Source organism: Rhodococcus yananensis, assembly GCF_020515525.1.
Lineage (GTDB): Bacteria > Actinomycetota > Actinomycetes > Mycobacteriales > Mycobacteriaceae > Rhodococcus > Rhodococcus yananensis.
Map to the genome: position 1 here is coordinate 74,660 of NZ_JAIYEP010000011.1, position 15,439 is coordinate 90,098.

Consider the following 15,439-nt stretch of genomic DNA (forward strand, 5'->3'; position numbering starts at 1 on the left):
TCGACGGGGCCATGTACGGGGCGACGATCTCCTGGAACTTCACCGACGCCTCCGTCGAGAAGACGAGGACCGCCTTCTGCGCCGTGTCACCGAGCCGGAGTCGGACATCGAGCCCGTGCTCGTCGCGCAGGTGGTCGCGCAACCGCGTACGCGAGCCTTCGCTCATCGCCTCGACACAGATCTCGATGCGGCCGCTCGCGCCATCGGTGTGTTGCCCGATCCCCTCGGGCCGCACGGTGAACGAACCGCTGTCCATGTACCAGACGGCCAGCGCCAGCGGGGTGAGCGCCTTGAGGTACTCCTCGGACAGGAACTTCGCACCGTCACCCAGATATACCGCACGCCGGAGTTCGGCGAGTTCCGGCAGCGGGGTGAAGTCGACGAACTTCGCACCTCGACCGTCGACACGCGTCGAATGTTCGACGTTGCCGAGCAGAGCGGTCTTCCAGTCGAGATACTCGTGCTGCACGGCTCCGTGGCCGAGCCGGAACCGAACATCGTTGCGGTCGTGCAGGTTCGGCGACAGGTGGCCGTCGCCCATCAACGACCCGAGTACGACCTGGAACTGCTGGTCGCTGAGGCGATGGATCTCCGCCGCGAGCACGCGGTCGCCGGCGACGATGTCGCCCGCATGGCTCCAGCCCCCCGGCGTGCGGATCAGGTGGTTGGGCGTCGCAGCGAACTGCGAACGACCGCTTCCACTGGACTTCTCGACCGTGAACTGCAGGAAGTGATCGGCAGGTCCGTTGTCGAACCAGTCGACGATGCGCCGAGGAACGATCCTGTCGGTGTCCGGGTCGTAGGACATGACCTCGACATCCATCTTCCGGTCGACGATCTCGCCGATCTTCTCGGTGGTGCCGTCGGCCAGCTGGACACGAGTCGAGTAGTCGAAACAGCCGAACATCACGCCGATCTTCTCACGCAGCTGGTTGATGAAGATCGCTGTGGTGCCCGAATTGTTCAGTGCGCCGGTCATCTTGCGCAGTGCCTGACTCATCAGGCGTGCCTGCAGACCGACGTGGCTGTCGCCCATCTCGCCTTCGATCTCGGCGCGGGGCACGAGCGCGGCCACCGAGTCGATGACGAGGATGTCGAGGGCACCGGACCGCACGAGCATATCGGCGATCTCGAGCGCCTGCTCGCCGGTGTCGGGCTGCGAGACCAGCAGGGCGTCGGTGTCGACACCGAGCTTGCGGGCGTAGTCGGGGTCGAGCGCGTGCTCGGCGTCGATGAACGCGGCGATGCCGCCGGCGGCCTGCGCGTTGGCGACGGCGTGCAACGCGACCGTCGTCTTACCGGACGATTCCGGGCCGTAGACCTCGATGACACGTCCGCGCGGCAGGCCACCGATACCGAGCGCGACGTCGAGCGCGATCGACCCCGTGGGGATCACCTCGACCGGCTGACGGGATTCCTCCCCCAGACGCATCACGGAACCCTTGCCGAAGTTCTTGTCGATCTGCGCGAGGGCGAGTTCGAGCGCCTTCTCGCGATCGTGTGCCTGTGCAGCCATCCTGGTCCCCTTACATCGTGTCTCGTCCTGCTTGCCGACGACGTTAGAATCCGACACCGACAAATTCGCCGCGGCGACCGCGGTTCGACCGGATCTGTGGATGGATCCGCAGCCTGTGGACAACGTTCGTGCGAACACGCCCATCATAGCCGAACACATGTTCGATCATGGTTCGAACAGTGCAGCTCTATCTCCGCGCGGGCGGAACATCGAACTCCTCGCACAGGGCCCGCCACACCTCACGCGGCTCCCGACCGGCCTCGATGGCCTGCGCGGCAGTACAGCCGCCGAGTTCGAGGAGCACGTGATCGCGCAGCAGCGCATCGCCGTGCATCTGCCCGAACTCGTCGCGCACCATCTCGTGGAATTCCGTCAATCGCACGCCACCACGGTAGCGGTCGGTGTCACCGCGCGACGGAGACACACACCTCGACCGGGTCGCGAACCTGCGCGGCGCTCGCCGCCGCTCGCCGCGCGGCCTCGCCGTGCGCCTCGTCCCCGAGCACTCGCTCGACCGCGGCCCGCACCGCACGCGCGTCGAGAGGGCGCACCAGCACACCGCTGCCCTGCCGCTGCACCCGGTTCGCCAACTCCCACTGATCACCGCCGCCGGGCACGACGACGACCGGCACCCCGGCACACAACGCCTTCGACAGCATGCCGTGCCCACCGCCGCACACCACCACATCGGCGTGTTCCAGAAGCACGTCCTGCCGCCCGGTACCGACGACCGCCCACTCCGGCAGCGGCACATCGGAGGCGTCGAGCATCGTCGCGGCGACACGGACGCCGGTGCCGGTGAGCCCGTCGCAGACGGCCCCCAGCATCCCGCCCACTCCGGTGACCGCGGTCGACGGTGCGACCATGACCAACGGTCCGTCACCGGGTGGCGGTCGGAGAATCTCGTCGGTCGGCTCCCAGTGCAACGGCCCGACGACGTGCGCTCCCGCGGGCCAGTCGGGCCGAGGCACCTCGAGCGCGGGCAGGGTCGCGACGAGCCGCGCGCACGGCCCCGGGTCGCGGGCGGGCAATCCCATCCCCACCCGCGCCGCAGCACGTTCACGGGTGCCCTGCCGAAGCGACCGCGACGTCGCCGCACGCAGCGCAGCATCCCGCATCCGGCCGCGCAGCCCCACGCCGGGCGCGAGGCCGCTGCCGATCGGAGGCAACCCCCGTGACGGCAGATAGAGCGGATGCGGTGCCAGTTCCACCCACGGGATGCCCAGTCGCTCCGCTGCCAGTCCGCCGCCCGCGGTGATCACGTCGGACACCACGATGTCCGGGAGCAGTGCGCTGAGGTCGGGGAGCATCGCGGTGGCGATGTGCGCGGCCCGCGCGTGGATCTTCGCGCCGGCGTCGGCGTCGTCGTCGCCCGGTCTCGGCGCGAGCCCCTTCAGTTCCGCGACGGTCACACCCGGAACGTCCACCCCGAGCCAGCGCTCGCCCGTGAACACGACCGGTTCGTGTCCGGCCGCGGCGAGCCGTCGGGCCAGTTCGATCGCCGGGAACGCGTGACCCGCTTCGGGGCCTGCCACCACCGCCACTCGCATCGGCACAGCCTGTCACACGTCCCGGCAGGCACCGTCGTAGCCGTACGGCGTCGCACCGCGTCCGTCCGGACGTGTACGGCTTCAGAACGTGTACAGCGCGAAGCCCACTGCTCGCGCGGCCGGAAACCCGGGTTTCGGTGCCGATGCCATCTCCACCTGCGCGCGGGCCTGCTCCTCGACAGCGGTGGTGTCGAGCGCCTCGAGGTAACGGCGGTGCGCAGCGAGGGATTCGATCGCGACATCGACGGTGTCGGTGACGTCCACGGCGTGGGTGGCCTCGGGTGTCAGCACGGCAGCCCACCGCACGCCCCGCCACGGCGCGAGTCCCCGTTCGGTCGACTCGGGAAAGATCCACTCGTTCGCGGCATCGGAGACGGCGTCGAGCGCGCTGATCCCGAGAGCCCGGTGGTCTGCGCTGTTGAGCGCGCCGGGGAACCAGGTCAGCCCGAAGTTCATGGTCACCACCATTTCGGGGCGGTGGCGGCGAATCGCCGCGGCGATGTCGCGGCGCAGTTCGGGACCGGCCACCAGGGTGCCGTCGCGGTGGCCGAGGAATTCGACGGTGTCGACTCCGACGATGCGGGCCGATGCGCGTTCCTCCTCCTCGCGGATGCGGGCGCATGCATCGGGTTCGAGGCCGGCGATACCGGCTTCACCGCTCGTCGCCAGGACATACCGGATGTCCTTGCCCTGCCGTGTCCATCGCGCGACCGCCGCCGCGGCACCGTATTCGATGTCGTCGGGGTGGGCGACGACGACGATCGCGCGCTGCCAGTCCTCGGGTACGGCCTCCATGCTCTCCACTATGGATCAGCGCGGGACGATGCGCGGGGGTTCCCCGCACCGATCGCACCACCGCCGGTCCGGCGGTGGTGTCATACCCGCGTGATGTCGTCGCTGCGACCCGAGCCGGTGACCGCCTTGTACAGCATCCAGCCACCGAAGAGCACCGCACCGAGCACGATGAACCCGAAAAGGTGATCGAGCAACGCCCCGAGCAACGCGAAACCGGCCCAGACGAGCACCACGATTCCCACGATCTTCCAGAACATCGGTTCCTCCTACCTCGTGCCGGGGCACGCTCCGTGTCGTTCACGACCGATCCTGACACGCCAGTACGCACAAAACACCAGGTCAACGCGTATATCAGGAAAAGATCAGGGGATACCCCGACACGACGGGACGCGGACTCGGGGGTGGTCCCGCACGGGTCGGTGATGCACGGTCCGCCACACACACTTAGGCTCTACAGGTTCGGTCCCCCCTGTCGGAAGCTGAGTGAACGTGTCCCCGAACCGCCGCCTCACCGCACGCGATCTGGCACAGATCGCCGTGTTCGCCGCCCTCATCGTCGCGCTCGGGTTGCCCGGGCAGATCACCGTCGGCTCGTCGGGTGTCCCCATCACGCTGCAGAGCCTCGGTGTGATGCTCGCCGGCGCACTGCTCGGCGCGCGCAAGGGCACGCTGGCCGTCCTGACGGTGATCGTGCTCGGGCTGGCGCTACCCGTCCTGGCCGGTGGCCGAACCACCCTCACCTCTCTCGCCGGCTCCACCGTGGGCTTCCTGATCGGGTGGCTGCCCGCGGTCGCCGTCATCGGGTGGCTCAGCTTCCGGATGCTGCCGCGCTACCGACTGTTCGCGGGCATCGCCGTGAACATCCTCGGCGGAATCGTCGTGCTGTACGCGTGCGGTGTCGCGGGCATGGTCCTGCGCGCCGACATGACACCGTGGGCTGCGCTCGCGGCGAACGCCGCGTTCCTTCCCGGAGACCTGTTCAAGGCGGTGGTCACCGCGGTGGTCGCCGCGCAGGTCCACCGCGCCTTCCCCGCCCTGCTCGCGACGACCGTCCGTCCGGCGGCCGCAGCCGACCCCGCCCACTGACCGAAGACCATCGGATGAGCAAGATCCGCTTCCGCCAGATCCGGCACACCTACGGTGAACGCACCGTCCTCGACGGCATCGATGTCACCCTCACTGAGCAGCGGATCGGGATCGTCGGTGCCAACGGCAGCGGCAAGTCCACCCTCGCGCGCATGATCAACGGTCTGGTGCTCCCCACGTCGGGGTCGGTGTCGGTGGACGGTCTGGACACCGCGCGCAAGGGTCGAGACGTCCGTAAACGCGTCGGTTTCGTGTTCACCGATCCCGACCACCAGATCGTGATGCCGACCGTCGCGGAGGACGTCGCGTTCTCGTTACGACGCAGCCGGCTGAGCAGAGTGGAACGCGAGGAGCGGGTCCGGACGATCCTCGACGATTTCGGACTGGCCGACCACCGTGACCATCCGAGTCATCTGCTCTCGGGCGGGCAGAAGCAGTTGCTCGCCCTCGCCGCGATCATGGTGACCGATCCCGACGTGCTGGTCGCCGACGAACCGACGACGCTGCTCGATCTCCGCAACGTCGAACTGATCCGCCGCACCTTCGCCGCTCTGCCGCAGCAGTTGATCGTGGTCACCCACCATCTGGATCTGCTGTCGGACTTCGATCGGGTGCTCGTCGTCGACTCGGGCCGCATCGCCGCGGACGACCTCCCCGGTCCCGCGATCGACCATTACCGGAACCTGGTCGCGTGACCACGGTCGGGCTCTTCCATCCGGGCACGTCGTTCCTGCACCGACTGCCCGCCGGCGTCAAGCTCGTGGCGGTCGCGGGTGCGATCGTCGCGATGACGCTGTGGGTCCGGCAACCCTGGCAGGTGCTGCCGTGCGCGGCACTGGTCACCGGCTGCTACGTGCTCGCGCGCATCCCGGTGAAGCTCGCGACCGTCCAGTTGCGGCCGCTCGTGTGGATGCTCGCGGTGATCGCCGTGTTCCAGGTGTTCGTCGCGGGTTGGGAACGTGCGGTGGTCGTCTGCGGGTCGCTGCTGCTGGCCGTGGCGCTCGCGGCGCTGGTGACGCTGACGACCCGGACCACGGACATGCTCGATGTGATCGTCTCCGCGGCGCGACCCCTCCGCCGCGTCGGTGTCGATCCCGGCCGAGTGGGTCTGGTCCTCGTGATGACGATCCGCTGCATTCCGCTGCTCGGCACCATCGTCGAACGTGTCTCCGCCGCGCGCAAGGCCCGCGGTCTCGGCTTCTCACTGCGGGCACTGGCCGTTCCGGTGGTGGTCGGAGCTCTGCTGACCGCCGAGAAGATGGGCGAGGCGCTCGCCGCTCGCGGCGTCGACGACTGATCCCGAGCCGTTCAGTTCCGGTAGCGCTGCTGGATCTGTGACACCTCGCGCCACGACTGCGCCCACCCCTCGAGCCGGTCCGAGGTCGAGATCAGATCGGCGCGCTGCCGGTCGAGCGCCGCTATGGATCCGGTGCCCTCGGGTGGCGCAGCGAGCTTCGCCGCCGCGGAGACGAGCGCGTCGAACTGTTCGGCACCCACATCGAGACGACGACCGGCCGCGGTGATCGCCGATTCGAGCTCGGCTCGGGCGGCGATGCTGCCCTGTGCGGCGGATTCGAGAGCGACGACATCGTCGGCCACCGCACCGAGTGCTTCTGCTGCCGACACCGCGGTCCGGCCGATCTCGTCGAGATCATCGACCGCGACCGTCCCTGATCGTGTGATCACGCCGAGCAATCCGGTGAGACTCCGCTCGCTTCGTGCGAGCCGTTCCATCGGGCCTCGGGCGACCGACCCGGCCGGCGGCAACGAGCGTCGACGCGGCGGAGACGGTGGCACGGGCAACGCGTCGAGGCGCCGGAACCGGCGGTACGCCATGACCGCCGGCACCACCAGAAGCGCCGTCGCACCACCCGTGGCGACCACCGTCCATTCGGGTGCCGACGCCACCACCAGCGTGGCCGTGCCGACCCCTGTGGTGCCGCCGGCCACCCCGTACAGACGCGCCCGGCGCTGCGCACGGCGCTTCCTGCGCCGCAGCTTCGCCGCGGGATCACGCCATCGCTGCGCGGCCTCGGCCACGTCCCGCAACGCGGCACCGGTGACATCCCGTAGCGCGGCAACGGCCGGACCGGGGGTGATCCCGGCCCGGCCGTCTCCGGGTGTGTTCATGGCGTGGTCACGTTCCTACGATGGCGAGAAACTATCGGCTGCCGGCGGCGCCCGCCGCGCTCGGCGGCTCCTTGCCGGTGTTGATCGCGGGGTTGGGGGTCGCGCCGGGGAGCGCCTCACCCTTCATCGATGCACGGATCTGCTCGAGACGGCTGTGGCCGGCCATCTGAACGGTGGCCTGCTGCACCTCGAGCATGCGGCCCTGCACCGAGTTCTGTGCGAGCTCTGCCGAGCCGAGCGCGGTGGCGTACCGACGCTCGATCTTCTCACGCACCGCGTCGAGGCTCGGCGTGGTGCCGGGTGCCGAAAGAGTCGAGTCCATCGACCTCAGCGACTCGCTGACGCGCTCCTGCATCTTGGCCTGCTCGAGCTGGCTCAGCAGCTTGGTGCGCTCCGCGACCTTCTGCTGCAGTGCCATCGCGTTCTGTTCGACAGCCTTCTTCGCCTGCGCGGCGGCCTGCAGCGACTGATCGTGTAGGACCTTGAGATCCTCGACCGATTGCTCGGCGGTGACGAGCTGCGCGGCGAATGCCTCGGCGGCGTTGGTGTACTGGATCGCCTTCTCGGTATCGCCCGCCGTGCTCGCCTGGTCCGCCATCATGACGGCCTGCCGCGCGCTGGCGTTGAGCTTCTCGACCTCGTCGAGCTGCCGATTGAGCTTCATCTCGAGCTGGCGCTGATTCCCGATGACCGATGCGGCCTGCTGAGAGAGGGCCTGGTGCTGGCGTTGCGCATCCTCGATCGCCTGCTGAATCTGAACCTTCGGATCGGCCTTCTCATCGATCTTGGAGTTGAAAAGCGCCATCAGGTACTTCCAACCCTTGACGAACGGATTAGCCATGGGTGTGATCCCGCCTCCATCTGCTACGCCGCGCCGAACGCGACCCGATGCGCGGCCCTCGCGCACCGGTTCCGGGCCACCGCCGTGCGTCACCGTCCATCCGGTGGCCCCCACCTGTTCTACCGGGCCACCCCCCGAGCGGTGACCGTTGTGTCGCTTTCATCCGCATCGGGTGTGCCGCAGCGGACGTGGTCCATGTTATGCCGCCGCCAACTCACGTGCGGGCGGTGCGGGGATCACCACGCGGGTGTCCTGCGAAATCAGCGGTTCCTGCGTGAGCAATGCCCTGTCGGCGGCCGCGACATCCGTGTCCGGCAGCACCTGTGCGGCCCGCTCGGCGGCGGCATGCACCGCGGGATCGGCCAACGATTCGCTCACGTCGGACAGCACGTCGGACAGCGGTACCTCGAGCGCGTCGCAGATCGCGGCGAGCAGTTCGCTCGACGCCTCCTTGCGTCCGCGTTCGATCTCGGAGAGGTAGCCGAGGCTGACGCGCGCGCTGCTGGAGACTTCGCGCAGCGTACGACTCTGCGAAACACGGGTGCGCCGAAGGCTGTCACCGAGTGCCTCACGCAACAACAGCGCCATCGCATCCTCCTTCGTCCGTCGTGCGTACACCTCGACAACGCGCCGCGGCGTCGCCGGGTTCCCGCGACACCGGAATCCGGTGAGACCGCGGTGCACAGACACTACAACGCCGGGCCGATCGACAGGTGCGCGAGTAGGCCCGACACCGCCGCCTCGACAGCACCGAGCCGGATCTGCCAACGGTCCCCCGCGACGGCGGGACACACGACCGACGTCCCGCCCGGACCCGCGATCCCCACGAACAGCGTTCCGGGCGGATGGCCGTCCTGGGGGTCCGGGCCGGCCACACCGGTCAGTCCCACACCCCACGTCGCCGAGCACCGGTCGCGCGCACCCTCCGCGAGTGCCGCAGCCGTCGACTCGGCGACAGGACCGTCCTCCGTCAGTTGCCGTGCGTCGACGCCGGCGAGCGTCGCCTTCAGATCGGTCGCGTACACGACCAGTCCCCCGCGCAGCACCGCGCTGGCCCCCGGCACACCGGCGACCGTCGCCGACAACAGCCCCGCGGTCAGCGATTCCGCGGTCGCGACCGTCTCACCGCGGTCGGTGAGCACCGCCACGAGTTCGACGGCGCGGGTCGCCGCGACCAACGGATCGACGGTGCTCACCCGCCGTCGTCCTCGACTGCGCGCTCGCCCGGTTCGGTCGGCCGGTCGTCCTCGTCGGCGTGTTCGCGTTCGGTGCGTCGGACTCCGGCACGCAACCGGGCGGCCTGCACGATGTAGTCGAGGCCGGTACCGACGGTCAGGATGACGGCGAGCGCCATCAACGTCACCGAGACCGGCGCGAGAACGTCCGGCAGCGGCAGCAGATACATTCCGACGGCGAGGGTCTGCACGAACGTCTTGGCCTTGCCACCTCGGCTGGCAGGAATGACGGCGTGCCGCAGCACCACGAATCGCAGGGCGGTGATCCCGAGCTCACGCACCGCGATCACACCCGTCACCCACCACGACAGATCGCCGAGCAGGGAGAGCCCGACGAGCGCCGCGCCCATGAGCGCCTTGTCGGCGATCGGGTCGGCCAGCTTACCGAAATCGGTGACGAGTCCGTACCGCCGCGCGAGTTGACCGTCGATGCGGTCGGTGATCGCCGCGATCGCGAAGACCGCCGTCGCAGCGAGCCGCCACGCGGTGTCGTGGCCGCCACCGACGAACAGCAGGACCAGGAACACCGGGACGAGCACGATGCGCATCACCGTGAGGACGTTCGCGATGTTCCACAACGGAACCGGAGGGTGCGCTGTACCGGAGTCCGGTGTCGGGGATGCGCCGCTCCCGCCCGATGCGGCGAGGGACTGGCGGGGCGAACTCATGCGCCCACAATATCCGGACCTGCACGCGCTACTGTTCACCGCATGACTTCAGCGCCCACCGGACACGGACCCGACGACCGGATTGTCGTCCGGCGCGCCCGAACGTCCGATGTGCCGGACATCAAGCAGCTGATCGATATCTACTCCGGACGGATCCTCCTCGAGAAGAACCTCGTCACCCTCTACGAGTCGGTACAGGAATTCTGGATCGCGGAACTGGGGGGACGGCTCGTGGGGTGCGGCGCACTCCACGTTCTCTGGTCCGATCTCGGCGAGATCCGGACGATCGCGGTCGACCCGCAGGTCAAGGGGCACGGTGCGGGGCATCTGATCGTCTCCCGTCTGATCGAGGTGGCGCGGGAGCTCGAATTGGAGCGGTTGTTCGTCCTCACCTTCGAGGTCGACTTCTTCGCGCGGCACGGGTTCGCCGAGATCGAGGGCACACCGGTGACCGCGGAGGTCTTCGCGGAGATGTGCCGGTCGTACGATACGGGTGTCGCCGAGTTCCTCGATCTGAGTTACGTCAAACCGAACACACTCGGCAACACCCGCATGCTGCTCACACTCTGAGCAGTACCGGCCGATCGACCCGCTCCGAAGGTGAGGACCATGTCACTGTTCGCCGTCGAGTACACCTACTCCGAGTCGACCGCCACCGCGCGCGACGGGCTGCGACCCGATCACCGCGCGTGGCTCGGCGGGTTGGTCGAGGCCGGGACGGTGCGTGCGACGGGGCCGTGGACGGACGGATCCGGCGCGCTGATCGTCGTCGACGTCGACGACGAGACCGCCGCGCGCGAACTGATGTCGCAGGACCCGTTCGCACGGGCAGGTCTCGTCGATGCGGTGCGCATCACCGGCTGGCAGCCGGTGATGGGAGTGTTCAACGACTGACGTCGTCCTTCTCGACCCACTCCGCGCCGGGTGTGTCGCCGCGTGTCGCCAGGAGGCTCGCGACGGTGGTGACGGCGAGGACCCCGACGATCACGATCAGCGACATCGCGGTGGAGATCTCCGGGACCGCGACGTGCTCGCCGCCGTTGACGAAACCGAGTGTGTTCTCGTGCAGCGCGTGCAGGACGAGCTTGACACCGATGAACGCGAGGATCACCGACAGCCCGTACGACAGGTAGACGAGGCGCTCGAGCAGGCCTCCGATCAGGAAGAACAGCTGGCGGAGACCCATGAGAGCGAACGCGTTGGCGGTGAACACGAGGTAGGGCTCGTGGGTCAGGCCGTAGATGGCGGGGATCGAATCGAGGGCGAACAGGATGTCGGTGAATCCGATGGCGATCAACGCCAGCAGCATCGGCGTGACCATCTTCTTGCCGTCGACGCGGGTGACGAGCCGATCCCCGTCGTACTCGTCGTGCACCGGCAGGAATCGCCGCGCCAGCTTCACGACCCTGTTCTCGGACGGTTTCTCGTGCTCTTCACCGTGATCGCGGATCAGCTTCACCGCGGTGAAGATGAGGAACGCACCGAAGAGGTAGAACACCCAGCTGTACGCGTTGATCGCCGCGGCGCCGACCGCGATGAATGCGCCGCGCATGACCAGCGCGAGCACGATTCCGATCGTGAGCACCTTCTGCTGATACTCGCGGGGCACCGCGAACGTCGCCATGAGGATGACGAACACGAACAGGTTGTCGACCGAGAGCGCCTTCTCGGTGATGTATCCGGCGAAGTACTCACCGCCGTAGGTCGGCCCCCAGATCGCGAACACGATCAGCCCGAACGCGATCGCGATGCCGATGAACACCGCCGACCAGAATCCCGACTCACGGAGCGTCGGTGCGTGCGGTTTACGCACGTGGGCGTAGAAATCGAAGACGAACAGACCGATGATCACCGCGATGGTGATCAACCAGGTCGTCAGAGTGACGTGCATACGGGCCTCAGCCTTCCGGTCGGTATGGGTACCCGCCGGAGGTCTCTCCCACCCAGCTCATCCGCTGGGCCGGTGGCTCCGGAACGACGTCGGTGTCGCCCGTGGTGACGGAACCACCGCGAAGACGGGGATACTCCCCTCCACGAATGCACCGATTGTGCCACACGCGGGTCACCCGCCGACGCCACCGGCCTCGTCGGAAGCACCACCGCCGCGGATCGTGTAGAGCAGACCGTCGAGTTCGTCCGGTTTGACCAGCACCTCGCGCGCCTTGCTGCCCTCGCTCGGACCGACCACACCGCGGGTCTCCATCAGATCCATGAGCCGGCCCGCCTTCGCGAATCCCACGCGCAACTTGCGTTGCAGCATCGACGTGGACCCGAACTGGCTGGTGACGACCAGTTCGACCGCCTGCAGGAAGACGTCGAGATCGTCGCCGATGTCGGGATCGACGTCCTTCTTGTCGCCGGCCTTCGGCGCGGTGACGCCCTCGGTGTACTCGGGTTCGGCCTGGTTCTTGGTGAAGTCGACGACGGCCGCGATCTCCTCGTCGGTGATGAACGCGCCCTGCAGCCGGATCGGCTTGCCCGCACCCATCGGCAGGAAGAGCCCGTCGCCCATCCCGATGAGCTTCTCGGCACCGGGCTGATCGAGGATGACGCGCGAATCGGTGAGCGAACTGGTGGCGAACGCCAACCGCGACGGCACGTTCGTCTTGATCAACCCGGTGACGACGTCGACCGACGGTCGCTGAGTGGCCAACACCAGATGGATTCCGGCGGCGCGGGCCTTCTGGGTGATGCGCACGATGGCGTCCTCGACGTCGCGCGGCGCGGTCATCATGAGGTCGGCGAGCTCGTCGACGATCGCGAGAATGTACGGGTAGGTCCGGTAGACACGTTCGCTGCCGAGCGGCGCCGTGATCTCACCCGACCGGACCTTCGCGTTGAAGTCGTCGATGTGCCGAACCCGGTTGGCCTGCATGTCCTGATAGCGCTGCTCCATCTCCTCGACGAGCCACGCGAGCGCCGCCGCCGCCTTCTTCGGCTGGGTGATGATCGGAGTGATCAGGTGCGGAATCCCCTCGTACGGGGTCAGTTCGACCATCTTCGGGTCGATCAGGATCATCCGGACCTCTTCCGGGGTGGACCTGATCAGCAGCGACACGAGCATCGAGTTGACGAAGCTCGACTTGCCGGACCCGGTCGAGCCCGCGACCAGCAGATGCGGCATCTTCGCGAGATTCGCCGACACGAAGTCACCTTCGATGTCCTTGCCGAGACCGATGACGAGGGGATCGTGGTCACGCCGGGTCGAGGGCGCCGACAGCACGTCGGACAGTCGGACCAGTTCGCGGTCGGAATTGGGTACCTCGATACCGACCGCCGATTTGCCGGGGATCGGCGCGAGCAACCGGACGTTGTCGGTGGCGACGGCGTACGCGATGTTGCGTGCGAGCGCGGTGATCTTCTCGACCTTGACGCCCGGGCCCAGCTCGACCTCGTACCGGGTGACCGTCGGGCCCCGCGTGAACCCGGTGACCGCAGCATCGATCTTGAACTGCTCGAGGACCTCCGTGATCGCCTCGATCATCTGATCGTTCGCGGCCGAACGCGTCTTCGGCGGATCCCCGGCCATCAGCAGGTTCACCGACGGGAGTGAGTAATCGCCGTCGACGACGCGGTCGGGCAGCGGTTCGAGGGCGTCCGGGTCGGGTGGCGGGGCCGTGGTGTCGACGACGTCCTTCGCCCGTGCCCGCGGCTTCGCCGGAGCGGGTGCCGGTTCGGGTTCGGCGGCGGCCGGCGGCTCCGGAGGTGCCGGTGCCGCGTCGGCGGCCGGTTCGTCCCACAGCGGCAGCACCTCGGTCGCGTGCGTGTCGTCGTGGTACTCGTCGGTCGGATAGTTCTCCGCGGGTGTCCGGCGACGGGAACGCGACTTCTTCGAGCCGCGACCGTCGTCGTAGAGCACGGGATCGAGGTGGTCGGAGTAGCCGTCGTGTTCGGGTTCGTAATAGCCGGGCTCACCGTATTCGTCGTCGGCGTGGTAGCCGAGACCGAAGAAGTCCCGGAACAGATCCGGCAACTCCCGCACGGTCGTGCCGGTGAGAAGGAGTACGCCGAATCCGGCGGCGAGCAGCATCAACGGCACCGACAGCCACACGGTCAGCCCCGCGGTGAGGGGCCCGCCGACGGTGGCGCCGAGGAAGCCCGCGCCCTGTGCGCGTCCGTCCGCGTCCGTCGGTGATCCGGAGGCGACGTGCCACAGCCCCAGCGCGCAGAGGCCGACCAGCAGGCCTCCGAGCACGAGTCGGGGCCGGATCTCGGGTCTGGGTTCGGTGCGCATGAGGATCACCGCGACACCGACCGCGACGAGGGGCAGCACCGCGCCGGCACCACCGGTCACCGCGCGGACCGCCGTCTCGACCCAGTCACCGACCGGGCCACCGACGGCGAACCACAGGCTCCCCGCGATCACCACACCCGCGGCGATGAGACCGAGCGCCAAACCGTCACGGCGGTGGCCGTGCTCGATGTCCGTGGCCCTGCCCATCGTCCGGACGGTGGCCCCCGCGCCGCGGGCCAGCATCACCCAACCCGCGCTGATCCCCCGTCCTGCGGCGTCGAGCAACCCCCCACGTCGCGGCGGCGGCGCAGCGCTGCGGCGAGTGGTCGGGCGGGTCGGTTTCCGGGGCTTGGCGGCCCTGCTGCCGCCGCTCCGAGCCCCGCTGCCGCCGCTCCGGGAGGTTCCCGGCTTCGCCGATGCGCGCGCACCGGCGGCGGACTTCTTCGCCCCACCGGATCTCGTCTTCGCCCCGGCGGTCGTCCGCGCAGCCCCCTTCTTCGGGGCGGCCCGGCCACCCGCCTTCGCTCGCCCCGTTCCCGTGGCCGTGGTGCGGGCGGACGATCCGGTCGACGCGCGCGTACCCGACCGCGAGGTCGTGGACGAGGACGTGCGACTCCCGGACTTTCCTGCCATGACCGCCAGGGTAGTCGCACACACCACGGGGGAACCATCCGCAACACGGGCAACGCCCGGCGGCACTGGTCACAGCGTCGACACGCACACCGGCCGGACGAAGCCGCGGTCAGAGTCCCCTGCGGGATGCCCCGAGTTCGGCGACGTCGGAGTCGTCGCCGATCGTCTCGAGCCGGACGGCGTCCCGCCCGAACGCGTGCAGCAGCAGTTCGGACGGTTCGCCGCGCAGCACCACGGTGCGGGGCGAGCGCGAACGTACCGTCGCGCGCTCGCCGCTCGGCCTCTCGAAGACCACGGTGACATCGCAACCGCCGTATCCCCTTCGGCCGATCTGCCGCGCGAGGTTCCAGAGCCGATCCTGGTCGTCGGCCGACAGGACGCGCGGTTCCCAGTCCGGCGCCGCGCGTCGGACGTCCTCGTGATGGACGAACATCTCCGCCGCGTTCGCGACCGCGTCGACGAGGTAGAGCGGCGACCACGCGGGCGGGCCGGCATCGATGTCGGCGAGCAGATGCGACCACTGCCGGTCGGTCGCCTCACGCCGCACCTTCTCGGTGTGTCCGGCGAACGTCGGGAGGACGATCCCGGGCATCGTGTCGATCCGACGCTCCCGCACGAGCAGATGGGCGGCGAGATCCCGAACCGTCCAGCCCTCACACAGCGTCGGAGCGTCCGGACCCACCTCGGTCATCGTCTCCACCAGAGCATGTCGTTCGCGCCGAGCGAGATTCATGGCGCCACTGTAACCAGC

The 15,439-nt window shown here is 68.7% G+C and carries 17 protein-coding genes and 1 pseudogene; 5 read left to right on the forward strand and 13 right to left on the reverse strand.

Annotated elements, in window-relative coordinates:
* Positions 1-46 precede the first annotated feature (46 nt).
* From recA to LDQ05_RS04910, 5 genes and pseudogenes are all read right to left on the reverse strand, one after another.
* Positions 47-1,675, reverse strand: a pseudogene (gene recA / locus LDQ05_RS04890) (recombinase RecA); the annotation flags it as partial.
* A gap of 28 nt (positions 1,676-1,703) precedes the next feature.
* Complete coding sequence (locus LDQ05_RS04895) at positions 1,704-1,898, reverse strand: DUF3046 domain-containing protein (protein WP_226435765.1); 195 nt, start codon at positions 1,896-1,898, stop codon at positions 1,704-1,706.
* A gap of 22 nt (positions 1,899-1,920) precedes the next feature.
* Positions 1,921-3,066: a glycosyltransferase gene (locus LDQ05_RS04900; RefSeq protein ID WP_226435766.1), complete on the reverse strand. Its 1,146-nt coding sequence runs from the start codon at positions 3,064-3,066 to the stop codon at positions 1,921-1,923.
* A gap of 81 nt (positions 3,067-3,147) precedes the next feature.
* Positions 3,148-3,861, reverse strand: coding sequence for a PIG-L deacetylase family protein (locus LDQ05_RS04905; RefSeq protein ID WP_226435767.1), 714 nt, complete (start codon positions 3,859-3,861; stop codon positions 3,148-3,150).
* An 80-nt stretch (positions 3,862-3,941) separates the two neighbouring features.
* Positions 3,942-4,118, reverse strand: a complete 177-nt coding sequence (locus LDQ05_RS04910) for a hypothetical protein (protein ID WP_226435768.1) — start codon at positions 4,116-4,118, stop codon at positions 3,942-3,944.
* A 232-nt stretch (positions 4,119-4,350) separates the two neighbouring features.
* On the opposite strand from LDQ05_RS04910, the gene LDQ05_RS04915 reads away from it, so the two are divergent.
* From LDQ05_RS04915 to LDQ05_RS04925, 3 genes are read left to right on the forward strand one after another with little or no spacing between them, the layout of a single operon-like run.
* Entirely contained in the window at positions 4,351-4,947 is a 597-nt protein-coding gene (locus LDQ05_RS04915; protein WP_226435787.1) for a biotin transporter BioY, read from the forward strand.
* Between the two features lie 14 nt (positions 4,948-4,961).
* Entirely contained in the window at positions 4,962-5,642 is a 681-nt protein-coding gene (locus tag LDQ05_RS04920) for an energy-coupling factor ABC transporter ATP-binding protein (protein WP_226435769.1), read from the forward strand.
* On the forward strand, positions 5,639-6,244 hold the full coding sequence (locus LDQ05_RS04925; RefSeq protein WP_226435770.1) for an energy-coupling factor transporter transmembrane component T family protein: 606 nt from the start codon (positions 5,639-5,641) through the stop codon (positions 6,242-6,244). The genes LDQ05_RS04920 and LDQ05_RS04925 overlap by 4 nt, the downstream gene beginning before the upstream one ends.
* Before the next feature lie 11 nt (positions 6,245-6,255).
* On the opposite strand, the gene pspM is transcribed toward LDQ05_RS04925, so the two are convergent.
* The 5 genes from pspM to pgsA form a co-directional block, all read right to left on the reverse strand.
* Positions 6,256-7,077 (reverse strand): phage shock envelope stress response protein PspM, encoded by an 822-nt coding sequence (gene pspM, locus LDQ05_RS04930; protein WP_226435771.1) that lies wholly within the window; start codon positions 7,075-7,077, stop codon positions 6,256-6,258.
* A 31-nt stretch (positions 7,078-7,108) separates the two neighbouring features.
* Positions 7,109-7,918, reverse strand: coding sequence for a PspA/IM30 family protein (locus LDQ05_RS04935; RefSeq protein WP_226435772.1), 810 nt, complete (start codon positions 7,916-7,918; stop codon positions 7,109-7,111).
* Positions 7,919-8,116: 198 nt separating this feature from the next.
* Entirely contained in the window at positions 8,117-8,506 is a 390-nt protein-coding gene (locus LDQ05_RS04940) for a helix-turn-helix domain-containing protein (protein ID WP_226435773.1), read from the reverse strand.
* Positions 8,507-8,607: 101 nt separating this feature from the next.
* Positions 8,608-9,114, reverse strand: a complete 507-nt coding sequence (locus tag LDQ05_RS04945; protein WP_226435774.1) for a CinA family protein — start codon at positions 9,112-9,114, stop codon at positions 8,608-8,610.
* Positions 9,111-9,821 carry a CDP-diacylglycerol--glycerol-3-phosphate 3-phosphatidyltransferase gene (pgsA, locus tag LDQ05_RS04950; RefSeq protein WP_226435775.1) on the reverse strand — a complete coding sequence of 237 codons (711 nt, stop codon included), beginning with the start codon at positions 9,819-9,821 and terminating at the stop codon, positions 9,111-9,113. The genes LDQ05_RS04945 and pgsA overlap by 4 nt, the downstream gene beginning before the upstream one ends.
* A 42-nt stretch (positions 9,822-9,863) precedes the next feature.
* Here pgsA and LDQ05_RS04955 point away from each other — a divergent pair, with 42 nt between their 5' ends.
* Together LDQ05_RS04955 and LDQ05_RS04960 are read left to right on the forward strand one after the other, a co-directional pair.
* A complete protein-coding gene (locus tag LDQ05_RS04955) occupies positions 9,864-10,391 on the forward strand; it encodes an amino-acid N-acetyltransferase (RefSeq protein ID WP_226435776.1) in 528 nt (175 codons plus the stop codon).
* A 39-nt stretch (positions 10,392-10,430) separates the two neighbouring features.
* On the forward strand, positions 10,431-10,715 hold the full coding sequence (locus tag LDQ05_RS04960) for a YciI family protein (RefSeq protein WP_226435777.1): 285 nt from the start codon (positions 10,431-10,433) through the stop codon (positions 10,713-10,715).
* Here the strand turns inward: LDQ05_RS04960 and LDQ05_RS04965 are convergent.
* From LDQ05_RS04965 to LDQ05_RS04975, 3 genes are all read right to left on the reverse strand, one after another.
* Positions 10,705-11,712 (reverse strand): TerC family protein, encoded by a 1,008-nt coding sequence (locus LDQ05_RS04965; RefSeq protein ID WP_226435778.1) that lies wholly within the window; start codon positions 11,710-11,712, stop codon positions 10,705-10,707. The genes LDQ05_RS04960 and LDQ05_RS04965 overlap by 11 nt on opposite strands.
* 171 nt (positions 11,713-11,883) lie before the next feature.
* Positions 11,884-14,688, reverse strand: a complete 2,805-nt coding sequence (locus LDQ05_RS04970; protein ID WP_226435779.1) for a DNA translocase FtsK — start codon at positions 14,686-14,688, stop codon at positions 11,884-11,886.
* 109 nt (positions 14,689-14,797) lie between these two features.
* Positions 14,798-15,421 (reverse strand): TIGR03085 family metal-binding protein, encoded by a 624-nt coding sequence (locus LDQ05_RS04975; protein WP_226435788.1) that lies wholly within the window; start codon positions 15,419-15,421, stop codon positions 14,798-14,800.
* Between the last annotated feature and the right edge of the window lie 18 nt (positions 15,422-15,439).